Annotated in this window: 15 protein-coding genes; 5 read left to right on the forward strand and 10 right to left on the reverse strand. The window is 71.5% G+C overall.

All coding sequences use genetic code 11. The features are described 5' to 3' along the window. Entirely contained in the window at positions 1 to 1344 is a 1344-nt protein-coding gene (gene glcF / locus QA634_RS08900; RefSeq protein ID WP_012331661.1) for a glycolate oxidase subunit GlcF, read from the reverse strand. Positions 1345 to 1455: 111 nt separating this feature from the next. Here glcF and QA634_RS08905 point away from each other — a divergent pair, with 111 nt between their 5' ends. Further along, positions 1456 to 2061 (forward strand): SOUL family heme-binding protein, encoded by a 606-nt coding sequence (locus QA634_RS08905; RefSeq protein WP_012331662.1) that lies wholly within the window; start codon positions 1456 to 1458, stop codon positions 2059 to 2061. Here QA634_RS08905 and QA634_RS08910 read toward each other — a convergent pair. The 5 genes from QA634_RS08910 to QA634_RS08930 all read right to left on the reverse strand — a co-directional run bounded on the left by QA634_RS08910 (position 2050) and on the right by QA634_RS08930 (position 6737). Next, positions 2050 to 2637: a hypothetical protein gene (locus QA634_RS08910; protein WP_012331663.1), complete on the reverse strand. Its 588-nt coding sequence runs from the start codon at positions 2635 to 2637 to the stop codon at positions 2050 to 2052. The genes QA634_RS08905 and QA634_RS08910 overlap by 12 nt on opposite strands. Positions 2638 to 2639: 2 nt before the next feature. Beyond that, a complete protein-coding gene (locus QA634_RS08915) occupies positions 2640 to 3296 on the reverse strand; it encodes a papain-like cysteine protease family protein (protein WP_012331664.1) in 657 nt (218 codons plus the stop codon). A 320-nt stretch (positions 3297 to 3616) separates the two neighbouring features. After that, positions 3617 to 3799, reverse strand: coding sequence for a hypothetical protein (locus QA634_RS08920; RefSeq protein ID WP_168169145.1), 183 nt, complete (start codon positions 3797 to 3799; stop codon positions 3617 to 3619). A gap of 115 nt (positions 3800 to 3914) precedes the next feature. Further along, on the reverse strand, positions 3915 to 5105 hold the full coding sequence (glcE, locus tag QA634_RS08925) for a glycolate oxidase subunit GlcE (RefSeq protein WP_012331665.1): 1191 nt from the start codon (positions 5103 to 5105) through the stop codon (positions 3915 to 3917). A gap of 192 nt (positions 5106 to 5297) precedes the next feature. Next, complete coding sequence (locus tag QA634_RS08930) at positions 5298 to 6737, reverse strand: lipopolysaccharide biosynthesis protein (protein WP_012331666.1); 1440 nt, start codon at positions 6735 to 6737, stop codon at positions 5298 to 5300. 39 nt (positions 6738 to 6776) lie between these two features. Here QA634_RS08930 and QA634_RS08935 point away from each other — a divergent pair, with 39 nt between their 5' ends. Next, positions 6777 to 7661, forward strand: coding sequence for a DMT family transporter (locus tag QA634_RS08935; RefSeq protein WP_012331667.1), 885 nt, complete (start codon positions 6777 to 6779; stop codon positions 7659 to 7661). Between the two features lie 9 nt (positions 7662 to 7670). On the opposite strand, the gene QA634_RS08940 is transcribed toward QA634_RS08935, so the two are convergent. Together QA634_RS08940 and QA634_RS08945 are read right to left on the reverse strand one after the other, a co-directional pair. After that, positions 7671 to 8066, reverse strand: coding sequence for a CBS domain-containing protein (locus QA634_RS08940; protein ID WP_012331668.1), 396 nt, complete (start codon positions 8064 to 8066; stop codon positions 7671 to 7673). Between the two features lie 299 nt (positions 8067 to 8365). After that, a complete protein-coding gene (locus QA634_RS08945) occupies positions 8366 to 9343 on the reverse strand; it encodes a magnesium transporter CorA family protein (RefSeq protein WP_012331669.1) in 978 nt (325 codons plus the stop codon). A 189-nt stretch (positions 9344 to 9532) separates the two neighbouring features. Between QA634_RS08945 and groES the strand changes: the two genes are divergently transcribed. The 3 genes from groES to QA634_RS08960 all read left to right on the forward strand — a co-directional run bounded on the left by groES (position 9533) and on the right by QA634_RS08960 (position 12121). Next, a complete protein-coding gene (groES, locus tag QA634_RS08950; RefSeq protein ID WP_012331670.1) occupies positions 9533 to 9820 on the forward strand; it encodes a co-chaperone GroES in 288 nt (95 codons plus the stop codon). Positions 9821 to 9919: 99 nt separating this feature from the next. Then, complete coding sequence (groL, locus tag QA634_RS08955; RefSeq protein ID WP_012331671.1) at positions 9920 to 11557, forward strand: chaperonin GroEL; 1638 nt, start codon at positions 9920 to 9922, stop codon at positions 11555 to 11557. 228 nt (positions 11558 to 11785) lie between these two features. Next, on the forward strand, positions 11786 to 12121 hold the full coding sequence (locus QA634_RS08960) for a hypothetical protein (protein ID WP_012331672.1): 336 nt from the start codon (positions 11786 to 11788) through the stop codon (positions 12119 to 12121). A 19-nt stretch (positions 12122 to 12140) separates the two neighbouring features. On the opposite strand, the gene QA634_RS08965 is transcribed toward QA634_RS08960, so the two are convergent. Together QA634_RS08965 and QA634_RS08970 are read right to left on the reverse strand one after the other, a co-directional pair. After that, complete coding sequence (locus QA634_RS08965; RefSeq protein ID WP_012331673.1) at positions 12141 to 12932, reverse strand: enoyl-CoA hydratase/isomerase family protein; 792 nt, start codon at positions 12930 to 12932, stop codon at positions 12141 to 12143. Between the two features lie 538 nt (positions 12933 to 13470). Next, on the reverse strand, positions 13471 to 14247 hold the full coding sequence (locus QA634_RS08970) for a hypothetical protein (protein WP_043700994.1): 777 nt from the start codon (positions 14245 to 14247) through the stop codon (positions 13471 to 13473). Between the last annotated feature and the right edge of the window lie 604 nt (positions 14248 to 14851).

Consider the following 14851-nt stretch of genomic DNA (forward strand, 5'->3'; position numbering starts at 1 on the left):
CTACTCCGCCGCCGCGGGGAGGGGCGCCCGGTCGGGCAGCCCGTCGAGGGCGGCCGGGCGCGGGCCGCCGGTCGCCCAGTCGAGCAGTTCCACCGTGTGGACGATCGGGATGGCGGTGCCCTTCCCGATCTGGGTGGCGCAGCCGATATTGCCGGTCGCGATCAGGTCCGGCGCCACCCGCTCGATGTTGGCGACCTTGCGGGCGCGCAGGGCGCCGGCGAGTTCGGGCTGCAGGAGGTTGTAGGTGCCGGCCGAACCGCAGCAGATGTGGCCCTCCGGCACGTCCTTCACGGTGAAGCCCGCCCGCTTGAGCAGGGCCTTCGGCTCGGTGCGGATGCCCTGGCCGTGCTGCATCGAGCAGGCCGAGTGGTAGGCCACGACGAGGTCGGTCTCGACCGACGGCTCCCGCAGCCCGATCGCGGCGACGTACTCGGTGACGTCCTTGGCCAGGGCGGAGACGCGCCGCGCCTTCTCGGCATAGGCCGGGTCGTCCCGGAACATGAAGCCGTAATCCTTGATCGTCGTGCCGCAGCCCGAGGTGGTGATGACGATCGCGTCGAGGCCCGGCCCGTCCATCTCGGCGATCCAGGCGTCGATCGTGCGCCGGGCGAGCGCGTGGGAGGAATCCTCCCGGCCCATGTGGTGGGTGAGCGCCCCGCAGCAGCCCTCGCCCTTCGCCTGCACCACCTCGATCCCGTGGCGGTTGAGGAGGCGGATCGCCGCCTCGTTGAAGTCCGGCCGCAGCACCGACTGGGCGCAGCCGCGCAGGAGCGCGACCCGGCCCCGGCGCGGCCCCGCCGGCGGGAACAGGCCCGGCCGGTCGCCCGCGCCCCGGCCCGGCAGCGCGGCGGGCGCGAGGTCGAGCATGGCGGAGAGCCGGCTGCCCGCCCGCGGCAGCCCGGCGACCAGGCGCCGGAAGGGCTTGCCCAGGGTGGCGGCGAGAAGGGCGAGGCGGAAGCGGTGCGGATAGGGCAGCAAAGCGGCCAGCAGGGCGCGCAGCCAGCGGTCGGCCGCCGGGCGGGCGTAGGTCCGCTCGATGTAGGACCGGGCGTGGTCGACGAGGTGCATGTAATGCACGCCGGACGGGCAGGTGGTCATGCAGGACAGGCAGGAGAGGCAGCGGTCGACGTGCTTGACCACTTCGGGCGGCGCCGGCTTGCCGCCCTCCAGCATGTCCTTGATCAGGTAGATCCGCCCGCGCGGCGAGTCGAGCTCGTCGCCGAGGAGCAGGTAGGTCGGGCAGGTGGCGGTGCAGAATCCGCAATGCACGCAGGTGCGCAGGATTTTCTCCGAGGCCGCCATGGCCGGATCGGCGAGCTGCGCGGGGGTGAAGTTCGTCTGCACGACGGTTCCTCGATCACGTTTTGTCGGGGCGGCTTCTCAGGGGCCTGCCGTGTTCTAGACCAATTCCACGGCGCGTGGGGCGCCGTCGTCGCCGCATCCGGAGCCGGAGCGATGCAGACATTCTTCTATTACCTCGCCACGCTCGTCGAATCCGCCCTCTCGCTGGTGGGGATCCGGGCGGCCTACGAGGCACCGGCCTACGCCCTGGTGCGCCGCCTCGACGGGGAGGTCGAGATCCGGGATTACGCGCCGCGGACGGTGATCGAGACCGGAACGCGCGGGCCAGGCGATGCCGAGGCCTTCCGGCGCCTGTTCCGCACGATCACCGGGGGCAATCGGGGCGCGCGGCTGATCGCCATGACGGTGCCGGTGGAGCAGGCCGAGCGGCCCGCCGCGCCGGCTTCCCCCGGGACGGCGGGGGAGGGGTCGATGCGCTTCGTCCTGCCGCGCAAGGTGGTCGCGGCGGGCGCGCCGGAGCCGACCGACCCGCAGGTGCGGCTCGTGCACCTGCCCCCGCAGCGGCTGGCGGTGCTGCGCTTCTCGGGGGCCGCGGACGCGCGCACGCGCCGCGTCCGGGAGGAGGAGCTGCTGCGCAGCCTCGCGGCGGCCGGGCTCGCGCCGCGCGGCGCGCCCGTGCTCCTGTCCTACGATCCACCGATGACGCCCCCGTTCCTGCGCCGGAACGAGGTGGCGGTGGAGGTGGCCTCAGCCCCCTGATTCGGCGGCCGGACGCGGCGCCATCCCGGTGAGCGCGTCCCGCATGGACTTGGCCCGAGCGTCCAGCCTCCGGACAAAGTCGTCGTCCACCTCGACGTCGCCGCCCCGCAGGCGCTTGATGTCGAGGTAGGGAATGAAGATGTCGGGCTTGCCGGACAGCCAGATCGCCGAGACGTGCAAGGCCGGCACGTCGAGGATCCGGATCTCGTAGGGGGTGGGCTTTCCGTCCGCGATCGTTGCGGCGAGGGCCGCGGCGTCCATGAGGCGCCGCGCCGAGTCGCCCCGCGAGAGACTGGCGAACCGTGCCTCGTCCCCAGCCCTTTGGCCGAGATCGGCCACCGCCGCGGAGCCGCTGCCCGCTTCGAGGAGGTAGCGCCAGCCCACGGGCTCGGCGCCCGACACGCCCTCGGCGCTGACCTGGTCGAGCCCCAGGCGGTAGAGCGGGATCGGCTCCGACAGGTTGAGGGCGGCCCCGCCGGCCGCGCCGGCGCCGGCGTCCGCGCTCCAGAGGTCGCGCACCGCGCGGGCGACGATCGCTCGGCCGTGCTCCGGGGCCGGCTTCAGGATCAGGCTCATGGTCATGCTCCCAGGAGATCCGGATCGTCCGCGCCCGCCTGCGCCACCGCGGCGCCCCCGCTGGCGGTCGGGGCCGTGAGATAGGAATGCGTCCAGTCGCCTCCCGATCGGTACAGGGACGGAAACTCATCGTAGGCCACCTGAGTCTCCATCTGGGTCTCCATCCAAATCGGGTCCGCGATGTCGAGATAGGTCCGGCCGTCCTGCGTGAGATATCCGATCACGGCGACGAAGTGGCCGCCCCCACCATACCACCCGATCCGACAGCCGACGACCGAGCCCGCGTCGATCCGCGCCTGCACCTGGGCGAAGGTCAGAGGCTGGGCGGTGGTGTCCTCCAGGTGACCGACGATCTTCAGGACACGATCCAGGTACCAGGGCTTGTCGCACTTGGTCGTGTCGCTCCCTCCGTCGGCGCAGCAATCCTGACGACCGAGGGCGGTGCAGGCGAGTGCGCATTGCGTCCGCCTGCGAGCGCCGGCGTAGAAGTGCTCGATGCTGACGCCGACTGCGGCCCAGCACCAATTGTCCTGCTCCTGCTGCTCGATTCCGAAGCTCAGCCTGCGTCGAAGGGGCGGAGCGGACCCTCCCAGGGCCGACACGGCTGCGGGGGCGTGGCCCTGGATCGGCCGCGGTGACAGGAATTGCGGAATAGGCATTCAGCCCTCACTGAATGTCGGCCGGACCTTATGACGGCCGCGTCGGATCGTCCGGCATCGATTCCGCATGAATCTGCATCGGAGTCGGACCCTCGTCCAGGGGCAACATTTTGGAAATCGGCGCTCCGGCACCCGCGAGAACGCTGCTGAAGCGAGCGAGTACGGGAGCATGTGCAGCCGGATCAATCGCGCTCGCGTTTCTCATCTGCTGGCGTAAGAAATCATCGCTCAAAGTTTCTCTGGATCCAGGTCGAGTCAGGCAATCGAACCGTTAAATTGTTGACCCTGGCGACGGCAGGTCGCGGCATGTGCGCGCGAGGTCAGGGAAAGGCGCGGCGCTCGCCGGGGTCGAGATCTGTTCCGCGCGTGCCGCACAGGCTTCCTATACGACATCCGACGGGTTGCGTCGCCATGCGGATGCCGGCTTCGCTCACGCGCCGCGCGGGCTTGGCATACCCAATCCGCTTGATCCCTTCGGGATGGCGGATCGGGGCTTCGCTCACGCGCCGCGCGGGCTCATGATCCGCTTGATCCCTTCGGGATGACGGATTTGGGCTTCGCTCCAGTGCCGCGCGGGCTTGTCATGCGCTGTCCGGACGTGATCGTCCGGACAGCGGATCACACCCCCGGATACATGCGGCCCGGGTTGAACAATCCGGCCGGATCGTGGGCCGCCTTGATCCCGGCCGTGAGGCGCATCAGCGGCTCCGCCAGCGGCTCGAAGACCGGCACGGCGGCGCGCACCGCCTCGGGGGCCCGCACCAGGGTGGCGTGGCCGCCGACCTGCGCCACCGCCGCCCGCAGCGCCGCCGCGCCCGCATCGCCCTCGGGGCTCGTGCGCAGCCAGATCAGGCCGCCCCCCCAGTCGTAGAACCACGCCGCCGCGCGCTCCCGGGCAATGGCGGCGGTCACGAGCGGGCCCCGCGTCGGCGCCGTCGAGATGCGCCAGACCACCCCCTCGCCGGCCGAGGCCGCGAAGGGCGTCGCGTCGCGCACCGAGGCCCAGAGCGAGGCCGCCTCCCCGCCCTCGATCACGGCCGGGGTGCCGAAGCGGCGCAGCAGCCGGCGCAGCTCGCCGAGCCGGTAATCGATCGAGGCGGAGAACCCCTCGATGCGCAGGAAGCTGCGCGCCTCGCCGCCGTCGATCCCGGCGGGCCAGTGCGCCGCCCCGGTGATCTCGAAGGGCGAGCCGAGGGCGAGGCTCAGCGCCTCGACCGCCCGGGCATCGTCGAGGCCGGGGAACACCAGGGTCGCGGCGCTCTCGGGCACCGGCAGGACCTTGAAGGTCACCTCGGTCAGGAAGCCGAGGGTGCCCCAGGAGCCGGCCATCAGCTTGACGAGGTCGAGGCCGGTGACGTTCTTCATCACGCGCCCCCCCGACTTCACCACCTCGCCGCGCCCGTTGACGAAGCGCACGCCGATCAGGCTGTCGCGGGCCGCCCCGGCCATGATCCGCCGCGGCCCCGAGATGTTGCCGGCCGCCACCGCCCCGATGGTCGGCTCGCCCGAGGAGCCGAGGAGCGGGCGGTGGTCCATCGGCTCGAAGGGCAGCATCTGGCGCCCGGCGGCGAGCCGCGCCTCCACCTCGGCCAGGGGGGTGCCGGCCAGCGCCCGGATCACGAGCTCGGCCGGCTCGTAGAGCGTGATGCCGGTGAGGGAGCGGGCCGACAGGGTCGCCTCGTCCTGGGCCGGGCGCCCGATCCCCGCGCGGGTGCCGCCGCCGACGAGCCGCAGCCGCTCCCGCCGCTGGGCCGCGGCCGCCACCATCTCCGCCGCCTCCGCCTCGGTCCGGGGCTGGTACACGCTCATGGCCGTTTCTTCCCTCCCGGCCGGATCGGCCGGATCGGCGAGGAATGCGGCGAAGCACCGGCCGGCGCAAGCCGTCGCCGGCGCGGCGCAGCGCGCCGTCCCGAAGCGTCATTCGCCGAAGCGATCACCGGTTTGGCGGCAAAAATGATGCGAAAACAAGAGTCTAAGCAGAATTGCGCCATGCAATCCTGCTTAGGCGGCCGGAACCGCCCGGCGCAGGCGCGGCGCCACCGCCGCGCGCAGGCCCGCGATGTCGAAGATCCAGACCGCGGCGCCGTAGACCGCCGCGCCCGCCGCCACGCTCGCCCCGAGCGCCGGCCAGGGGCCGAGGCCCCGCAGGGGCAGCACCGCCGCCACCATCAGGCCGGTCGCCGCCAGGGAAGCGGCGAGGTCGCGCAGCGGCAGGCGCAGGCGCCGCGGCCCGGTAAGGCCGCGCAGGGCCAGGAACAGGCAGGCCGCCATCAAGCCGAGGGACTGCGCCGCCGCGATGCCCGAGGCGCCGAAGGCGCGCGCGAGCGCGAGCCCGCCGAGCCCGTTCACCCCGGCCCCGATCAGGGCCGCGACGATCACCGGCCGCGTGCGGCGGCGGATCTGGAAGATCGGATTCAGGGCGAAGTTCATCAGCGCCCCGGCGAACAGGCCGGGCAGCAGGAGCAGCGTGTAATGGGCGAAATGCCCGCGGAACGCCTCCGGCACCACGATCGCCTCGACCGCCGGGGCGACGAGCCAGAACCCCGCCGCGCAGGGCAGCAGCAGCGCCACCACCACGGCGCCGTTGCGCGCCACCTGCGCCTCGCCGGCCGCCGCGCCGTGATGCTCCTCGGCCTGCACGGCGAGCTGGAACAGCAGCAGATCGAGCGCGGCGCCGAGCGTGCTGAAGATCCGCCCGCCGATATCGGCCGCCAGGGAGAAGTAGCCCGACTCGGAGAAGCCCGCCAGGGCCGCCACCGCCGCCCGGTTGGCGAAGGGCATCAGGTGGTAGACCGCGTTCGCGGCGATCAGCGGCAGCCCGTAGGCCGCGAACACCCGCAACGTCGCGTGCCGGCGCGCCCGGTCCGGCGCGTGCGGCGGGTCGGCGAGGGCGCGCCGCACGGCCAGCACCGCGAGGAACTGGCTGAGGCCGCCCGCCACCATCACGAGGGGCGGGAACGGCAGGAGCCAAGCGGTCGCGGTCATCAGCGCCAGGGCGAGGGCGTTCTTGGCCAGGACCAGCCGGAAATAGAGCCCGCCCTCGAACCGCGCCCGGGTGAGCGCCGCGGCCGCGTCGAAGAGGCCGATCCCGACCGCGGCGGCGGCCGCGGCCGCGGCGAGCCGCGTCTCGTCGTGCCAGCGCGCGGCGAGTTCGCCCCCCGCCAGGACGAGGAGCGCCGCGCCCGCGAGCCCGACCGCCACCGCCGCGTAGGCGCGGTTCAGCATGGCGCGGATCCAGGGCTCGTCCCGGCGGACCCGGTCGGAGTAGAAGCGCGTCGCCGAGAGGCGCAGCCACTCGAACAGGAGCGTGTTGAGCAGCACGGCCCCGGCCGTCCCGAGGGCGAAGCGGCCGAAATCCGCCGGCCCGAGGAACTGCGCGATCAGCAGCCCCAGCGCGAAGTTGAGGGCGGCGTTGATCACGAAGGCTGCGATGACCGCCATGTCGGGCTGCTTGCGTGGGGACCGGGACGAGAGGTGTACGTGGTCGCGGCGAAGATGTCCTTAAGCGCGGCGGCCGGGCCCGGGCGCGCGATGCTGCTCGCCGTGGCCGGCATCGGCCTCCTGTCGCTGATGGACGCGATGATCAAGGGGCTGGCGGCGCGCTACGCCGTGCCGGAGATCGCGTTCCTGCGCTACCTTTCCGGGTCGGTCCTGATCCTGGCGCTGCTGGCGTGGCGGCGGCCGGGCTGGCCCTCCGCGGCGACGTGGCGCGCGAACGGCCTGCGCGCGGTGCTGGCGGCCGCGACCGCGCTCACCTTCTTCACCGGGCTCGCCCGCCTGCCCCTCGCCGAGGCGCTGGCCCTCTCCTTCCTCAGCCCGATCTTCATCGCGCTCTTCGCCGGCCTGCTGCTGCGGGAGATGGTGCGGCCGCGCGTCTGGGCGGCCCTGCTGCTCGGCCTCGCCGGGGTGCTGGTCGTGGCGGGCGGGCAGCTCGGCGGCGCCGCGGCGGGGGAGGGGCACCTCCTCGGCATCGCCGCCGTGCTCGCCTCGGCGCTGACCTACGCGCTCTCGATGGTGCTGCTGCGCGCCCGCGCCGCGCGGGATTCCGTCGCGGTGATCGTGGCGATCCAGCATGTCGGGCCGGCCGCGCTGCTGGCGGCGCCCGCCGCCTCCACCTGGGTGCCGGTGGCCGCGTCGGACTGGCCGGCCTTCGCGCTGGTCGGCGCGCTCGGGGTGGCGGGCCACCTCGTGCTCAGCCGCGCCTATGCGGGGGCGGAGGCCGCCCGGCTCGCGGTCGCCGAGTACTCGGCGCTGATCTGGGCCGTCGGCCTCGGCTATCTCGCCTTCGGCGAGGTGCCGGGGCTCGCCACCGCGGCGGGATCCGGTCTGATCCTGGCGGGCTCGGCCCTGGCGGCGCGGCGCTGACCCGACCGGTCAGGCGAGCGCCTCGGCCCCGGCCTCGGCCGGGATGTCGCGCAGCGAGATCATGCCGACCACCGCCTCGTCCCGCATCACCGGCAGGTGGCGGATGCCCCTCTCGGCCATGAGCCGGTGCGCCTCGGCGAGGGGCGCCTGCGCGGCGATGGTCAGGGGCTCGCGGGTCATCACCTCGCGCACCAGGGTCAGCATCGGGTCGCGGTGGCCCGCGATCACCCGCCGGGCGATGTCGCGCTCGCTGATGATGCCGATGAGCCGGCCCTCGTCCAGCACCGCGAGCGCGCCGACGTTGAGCGCCCGCATCCGGTGGCAGACGCTCGCGATCGTGAAGCTCCCGGTCACCGCGTGGAGGGGGTGGCCGGCGATCACGTCGCCGACGGTGGGGACGGTCATGCTGCGCTCCGCTGGCGGGCCGCCGCATGTCTGGAGGGCGGCCCGAACCGTGGCGGCATCCTCCCCCGCGCGGCCGGCCCCGGCCTTGACCTGAGTCAAGCGCGGCCGGCGCTCCCGCTCCTCCGCGCCGGCATCCGGCTCGCGGCGGGCGGCCGGCGGCGAGGCCGCGCCCGCGTCCGGCCGACGGCGCAGGACGCCGACGCATCGGGCCGCCGACCCTCACGACTCGGCGCCGCGGGCCAACGGCGCGGCGACCGTGCGAGACCGCAACCAGCGCTCACGAGACATCCCCGCTCGGATCAGAACCAGCCCCTCAGCTTGAACCACAGGGCGGGCGCGAGCGCGCTCAGCGCGATCACGGCGAGCCCGTAGGGATAGCCCCAGGCCCAGTCCAGCTCCGGCATGTGCTTGAAGTTCATGCCGTACATCGACGCGACGAGCGTCGGCGGGATGCCGATGATCGACACCACCGTGAGCACGCGAAACGTGTTGTTCTGCTCGATGTTGATGAGGCCGAGGGCCGCGTCGAGCAGGAACTGCACCGTCTCGGAGAGCCGGGTCTCGAACTCCTCCAGCGAGGCGATGTCGAGGTGCAGCGTGTCGAGATGGGCATGGTCCTCCGGGCCGAGCCAGGCCTCCGCCTCGCTCGCCACGTAGGGCACCATCCGGTCGAGGCCGACGAGGGCGGAGCGCAGCTTGGCGAGGGCCTTCCCCCGGCGCCCGATCTCGCCGAGGATCCGGCGCAGGGCGAGGTCGCGCCGCTTGGGCGCCGAGGCCTCGCCGTGCCCCGCGTCGAAGTGGAAGACCCGGGTCGAGAGCGCGTCGAGCGCGTCGCTCATCGCCTCCAGGCTGTCCGCCATGGCGTCGACGAGTTCGGCCATCAGGGCGGTGAGCACCCCGACGCTGGTCTCCAGGCCGTCGCGCTCGGCCTGGCGCTGCTTGACCGCGTCGAAGGCCGCGAGCGGCTGGAAGCGGATCGAGACCAGCCGCTCGCGGGTCAGCACGAAGCCGAGCGGGCGAAGCCCGAGATCGCCCGGAACGAAGGACACCATCGGGGTGCTGAGGTAGAGCGCGTCGCGCCGCCGCCGCAGGCGGCTCGACCGCTCGACCTCGCTCAGGGCCGCGCGGCTGGGCACCTGGAGCCCCGTCGCCTCCTCGGCGAGCGCGATCTCGGTCTCGCTCGGATCGACGAGGTCGAGCCAGACCCCGTGAGGCGGCGGCGCCGCGCAGGCCTCGCCTTCGGCCACGACGCCGCCGGGGCCGTGCAGGGTGATCATCGGGGAAGGATCCTGGTGGGCCGGCTTGTTGGCGCAGAACGTCTTGACTTGCCCGAAGGGTCCGCATAGGTCAGCCGCGGCTCTGGCACTCACCGAAAGTGAGTGCTAACAGGCCGCGCCGACACCGTGCGGCCGCACCGACGCCGAGGCACCATCGCCAAGTGCTTGTGGGAAGCAAGAGGGCAGCACATGCAATTCCGTCCGCTGCACGACCGCGTGGTCGTCCGTCGCATCGAGAGCGAGGAGAAGACCAAGGGCGGCATCATCATCCCGGACACCGCCAAGGAGAAGCCCCAGGAGGGCGAGATCGTCGCCGTCGGCCCGGGCGCCCGCGACGAGACCGGCAAGGTGACCCCCCTCGACGTGAAGGCCGGTGACCGCGTGCTGTTCGGCAAGTGGTCGGGCACCGAGGTCAAGATCGACGGCCAGGACCTCCTGATCATGAAGGAGTCCGACATCATGGGCGTGCTCGCGTAAGGCGGCCCGGAATTCCGCCGCGACCCCCGCGCCGCCCCCGCGAGGCGGGCGCCGCGCCGGGGATCGCGCAAGACGACGATCGAACAGAGAGGTTTGGACATGGCAGCGAAAGACGTTCGTTTCGCCTCCGACGCCCGCGAGAAGATGCTGCGCGGCGTCGACATCCTGGCGGATGCGGTCAAGGTGACGCTCGGCCCGAAGGGCCGCAACGTGGTGATCGAGAAGAGCTTCGGGGCTCCGCGGATCACCAAGGACGGCGTGACGGTCGCCAAGGAGATCGAGCTCGCCGACAAGTTCGAGAACATGGGCGCCCAGATGGTGCGCGAAGTGGCCTCGAAGACCAACGACCTCGCGGGTGACGGCACCACCACGGCGACCGTGCTGGCCCAGGCCATCGTCAAGGAAGGCGCCAAGTACGTCGCCGCCGGCATGAACCCGATGGACCTCAAGCGCGGCATCGACCTCGCCGTCACCGCGGTCGTGAAGGACATCCAGGGCCGCTCCAAGAAGGTCTCGGCCTCCGAGGAGATCGCCCAGGTCGGCACCATCTCGGCCAACGGCGACAAGGACATCGGCCAGATGATCGCTCAGGCGATGCAGAAGGTCGGCAACGAGGGCGTGATCACGGTCGAGGAGGCCAAGACGGCCGAGACCGAGCTCGACGTGGTCGAGGGCATGCAGTTCGACCGCGGCTACCTCTCCCCGTACTTCATCACGAACGCGGAGAAGATGATCGCCGAGCTCGAGGATCCCTACATCCTGATCCACGAGAAGAAGCTGTCGTCGCTGCAGGCGATGCTGCCGGTGCTCGAGGCGGTGGTGCAGACCGGCAAGCCGCTGCTGATCGTGGCCGAGGACATCGAGGGCGAGGCGCTGGCCACGCTGGTGGTCAACAAGCTGCGCGGCGGTCTGAAGGTGGCGGCCGTGAAGGCGCCGGGCTTCGGCGACCGGCGCAAGGCGATGCTGGAGGACATCGCGATCCTGACCGCCGGTCAGATGATCGCGGAGGATCTCGGCATCAAGCTGGAGAACGTGACGCTTCCGATGCTCGGGCGGGCCAAGCGGGTGCGGATCGAGAAGGAGAACACCACGATCATCGATGGGGCCGGGGATAAGGCGGACATCGAGGCGCGGGTGGCGCAGATCAAGGCGCAGATCGAGGAGACGACCTCGGACTACGACCGGGAGAAGCTGCAGGAGCGCCTGGCGAAGCTGGCCGGGGGCGTGGCGGTGATCCGGGTCGGCGGCGCGACCGAGGTCGAGGTCAAGGAGAAGAAGGACCGCGTCGACGACGCGCTCCACGCGACCCGCGCGGCCGTGGAGGAGGGCATCGTCCCGGGCGGCGGCGCCGCCCTGCTGCGGGCTCGCGAGGCCATCAAGGACCTCAAGAGCGACAACGCCGACGTCCAGGCCGGCATCAAGATCGTCCTCAAGGCGCTTGAGGCTCCGATCCGCCAGATCGCCGCGAATGCCGGCGTCGAGGGCTCGATCGTGGTCGGCAAGGTCGCCGAGAACGGCTCGGCCACCTTCGGCTTCGACGCGCAGAACGAGACCTACGTCGACCTGATCCAGGCCGGCATCGTCGACCCGGCCAAGGTCGTGCGCACCGCCCTGCAGGACGCCGCCTCGGTGGCCGGCCTGCTGGTGACGACCGAGGCGATGGTCGCCGACGCGCCCAAGAAGGAGGCCCCGCCGGCCATGCCGGGCGGCGGCGGCATGGGCGGCATGGACTTCTGAGGTCCACTCGCCACCACGAGACGGAGAGGCCGCCGCGAGGCGGCCTCTCTGCGTTCGGGCCCCCGGTCGGCCCCGGCGACGGGTCGCCGCCGCCGCGCCTCGCCACGTTGTCGGCGCGCGGGCGCGCCCGGCCAAGTCGTCGCGAGGGCGCGGTCAGTCCGGCGGCCTGCGGAGACTGCAAAGCGTTCCGATGACGGGCCGGTAACTTCCGTCCGCTAACCTCGGGGCATGCGGATCACGATCATCTCCCTTGCCCTGCTCCTCTCCGCGGCCTCCGCCGAGGCGCAGACGCTGGAATTGGATCAGCGCCTGCGCAGCTGCCTGTTGGAACAGGCGCAGCAGACAACGAGCGAATCCAGGAAGGATGGCGAGAAGCCCGACCTCAAGCAGCAGGCGGGTCAGCTTCTCGGCCGCTGCGGCACCGATGTCGGGGCGTGGCTCTATGCCTGCCGGGCGGAGCGCAGCGAGCCCGATTGCAGCCGTGGGGCGGACGTCCGCGCCGTGGCGGCGCTGCAGGGCGGCAAGGGCGCCGGCGGGGACGCGAGCAAGGGCGGCGGCCACTGACCGCCGCGCTGGGGCGCCTTCAGCGCCCCTTCCACTGCGGCGGGCGCTTGCCCAGGAAGGCCTCGATCCCCTCGCGGAAATCCTCGCTCGTGTAACACATCAGGATCAGGTCGTCGCCCGCCTCGGAGGGGACCGCCTGGATGCGGCGCAGCCCCTCCTTGGTGGCGCGCAGGGTCAGCGGGGCCTGGGCCGCGACGGTGAGGGCGAGCGCCTCGGTGCGGGCCGCGAGCGCGTCCGCGTCCGGCACGACCTCGTGCAGGAAGCCCGCCGCCTTCGCCTCCTCGGCCTCGTAGAGCCGGCCCGTAAAGATCATCTCCTTGACCCGGGCCGCGCCGACCAGGCCCGAGAGCCGCGCGAGGCTCGACAGCGAGAGGCAATTGCCGAGGGTCCGGGCGATCGGGAAGCCGAACCGGGCCTCCGCGGAGGCGACGCGCAGGTCGCAGCAGGCCGCGATCGCCGCCCCGCCGCCCGTGCAGGCCCCCGCGACCGACGCGATGGTCGGGACCCGGCAGGTCTCCAGGGTCGACAGGATGCGGTCGATGCGCCGCTCGTAATCGAGCGGGTCCTGCGGCGTCGTGAAGGCGCGGAACTGGGCGATGTCCGTCCCCGCCGCGAAGGCCTTGCCGCCGGCCCCGGAGATGACGAGCACCCGCACCGAGGGATCCTCGTTGACGCGCGCGCAGAAGGCGGCGAGGTCCTCGTACATCGCGAAGGTGAGCGCGTTGCGCGCCTGCGGCCGGTTGAAGGTCGCGCGGGCGATGCCCCCGTCGATCGAGACCAGCAACTCGTCCGTCCGTCCCTCGCTGCCCATCTGGCGCACTCCCTGATCTGTCTCGTCCCGGGTTAGCGGCCCGGCGCCCCGCCCACAAGCGCCGGTCCGGGCCGCGCCGTCCCGCGGACCGCCGCGCGGGTGGACAAGGTCCGGCGCGACCTCCGCGGCCACGCTTGCCGTGCTGTGCGCGGGCCGGATCAGGGGCGAGGGAGACGGGACGATGCGCGCGGCCGTGGTGATCGCCGGATGGGCCCTCGGCTTGGCCGCCGGGGCGGCGCAGGCCCAGGTGAACAACGACGACCTCGTGCCCTGCGTGCCGGAGGGCGAGGTCCGCGTGATGCCCTGCCCGACCACCGTCTTCTCCGGCGTTCCGGGCAGGACGGCCGGCCCTTCCCGCAGGGCGACCAAGTCGCGTGCAACAACCAGAATTTCGGCGACCCGGCCCCCGGCCAGACGAAGACCTGCTTCGACGCGCGCCGCGGCGAGCGCCGATCGGAGCGGGCCCGGCGGCGTTCGGCGGTGACGCCGGCGGCGGGCCCGCAACGGAGTGGCCCTCGCCGGATGCGGACGGGTCCGCTCAGGCGCGCAGCCAGACCTCGTAGCAGGCGGTGGCATCGGCAAGGTTGGACCGCTCCCGGAGTGCCGCCAGGAACGACGTGTCGGTCATCTCCCGAAGCGTGGGATTGAGTGGGCATGTCTGGACGAAGACGGCATCGGCCTTCGCCAGGTAGGCGCGTGCCTCGTCGACCGTCAGCTTGCCGACCGTCCGCAAGGGATCGAGCCAGAGTTTGGTGCCGGGCGTGGGAGAGGCGCCGAGAAGGCGGCCGAAAGGTTCGACGTAGCCGATCGTGGTCACCCGCATCGGCGGGTGGACGAGGTTGCGCCGTCGCACCAACTCGCCCATGGCCGCGACCTCGCGCGCCCATGCGAGGCTCATCGCGGGTTCGGTCGCGTTCAGGCCGCCCGCGAAGGCGGAATCGGCCCCTTGGACGATCACCTTGGTTGCCTCGGGGCCGTGCCAGAGGGCCGTGTAGCGATCGGCGACCGTGCTGGTCCGCTGCGGGACGAGCGCGCGCCCGATCACCGCGTCGAGTGCGGGCTCGCGCCTCATGGAGGCGAGGTGATGGACCGCCATCGTGCTCCCGCGGCGCAGGATGGACTCCGCCAGAGGGTAGGCCGCGGTCACCAGGAGAGCGACGACGAGTGCGCTCGCCCCATGATCGCCCCGGGATGGGCGGGGCGGTCGGGCCGAGCGTGCGGCGAATCCGCCGAGCGGACCGAAGGCCAGGACGATGACCGGGAACAGGGCGAGGTTGCCGGTGCCCTGGCTCTCGGTCGCCAGAACGGCCAGCACCGCCGCGGCGATCGGACGGTCTTGATCTCTCGACGAATAAACGAGCGTAGAAAATTGCAGTAAGCAACTGATATAAATGGTGCTTTTACACCTGAAGTAATCGTATAACTCATATCGAAATCCATAATAAACTTCTGTGAAATTGCTCTGTTTGGTCGAATTAATAATATGAGGTAATCTGCAATATGTCATATCTAGCTTGCATAATCGCATGCTGTCATAGCACTGTTGCCAATTATCTATGATGCATCGCCATCATGCTAATCCGTAATCGGCTTCGCCTGATTCTTCTCGAACTCTTGATAGGATGGCATCATCGCTGTGGCGGATCAATCCCTTTTGTACCCTAACGTAATAAAGCGCTATTAGGCAATCAGCTTGGTATGAAACTCCGCCTGTGCCGCCTGAATTCAACGTGCGAAGAAAATAAAACGAGAGATGTAGTCAAATTTCATCATGATCGACACTCACATCGAAGCTCCCTTTATGGCAGCGAAGAGGTGTGACAAGGCCCAAGGGCGCATTTCGGCGAATCCCAGGATGCCGCGCATCGACGACCTGAGGTGCAGTCTGCGAGACGTCCCACGACAAGACCAAAAAGGCG

This window comes from Methylobacterium sp. CB376 (genome assembly GCF_029714205.1).
Lineage (GTDB): Bacteria > Pseudomonadota > Alphaproteobacteria > Rhizobiales > Beijerinckiaceae > Methylobacterium.

Bases quoted from the DNA above. Each gene is read 5' to 3' on its own strand.
- QA634_RS08905 (WP_012331662.1), top strand. From the start codon at position 1,456: ATGCAGACATTCTTCTATTACCTCGCCACGCTCGTCGAATCCGCCCTC.
- QA634_RS08910 (WP_012331663.1), bottom strand. From the start codon at position 2,637: ATGAGCCTGATCCTGAAGCCGGCCCCGGAGCACGGCCGAGCGATCGTC.
- QA634_RS08915 (WP_012331664.1), bottom strand. From the start codon at position 3,296: ATGCCTATTCCGCAATTCCTGTCACCGCGGCCGATCCAGGGCCACGCC.
- glcE (WP_012331665.1), bottom strand. From the start codon at position 5,105: ATGAGCGTGTACCAGCCCCGGACCGAGGCGGAGGCGGCGGAGATGGTG.
- QA634_RS08930 (WP_012331666.1), bottom strand. From the start codon at position 6,737: ATGGCGGTCATCGCAGCCTTCGTGATCAACGCCGCCCTCAACTTCGCG.
- QA634_RS08940 (WP_012331668.1), bottom strand. From the start codon at position 8,066: ATGACCGTCCCCACCGTCGGCGACGTGATCGCCGGCCACCCCCTCCAC.
- QA634_RS08945 (WP_012331669.1), bottom strand. From the start codon at position 9,343: ATGATCACCCTGCACGGCCCCGGCGGCGTCGTGGCCGAAGGCGAGGCC.
- groES (WP_012331670.1), top strand. From the start codon at position 9,533: ATGCAATTCCGTCCGCTGCACGACCGCGTGGTCGTCCGTCGCATCGAG.
- groL (WP_012331671.1), top strand. From the start codon at position 9,920: ATGGCAGCGAAAGACGTTCGTTTCGCCTCCGACGCCCGCGAGAAGATG.
- QA634_RS08960 (WP_012331672.1), top strand. From the start codon at position 11,786: ATGCGGATCACGATCATCTCCCTTGCCCTGCTCCTCTCCGCGGCCTCC.
- QA634_RS08965 (WP_012331673.1), bottom strand. From the start codon at position 12,932: ATGGGCAGCGAGGGACGGACGGACGAGTTGCTGGTCTCGATCGACGGG.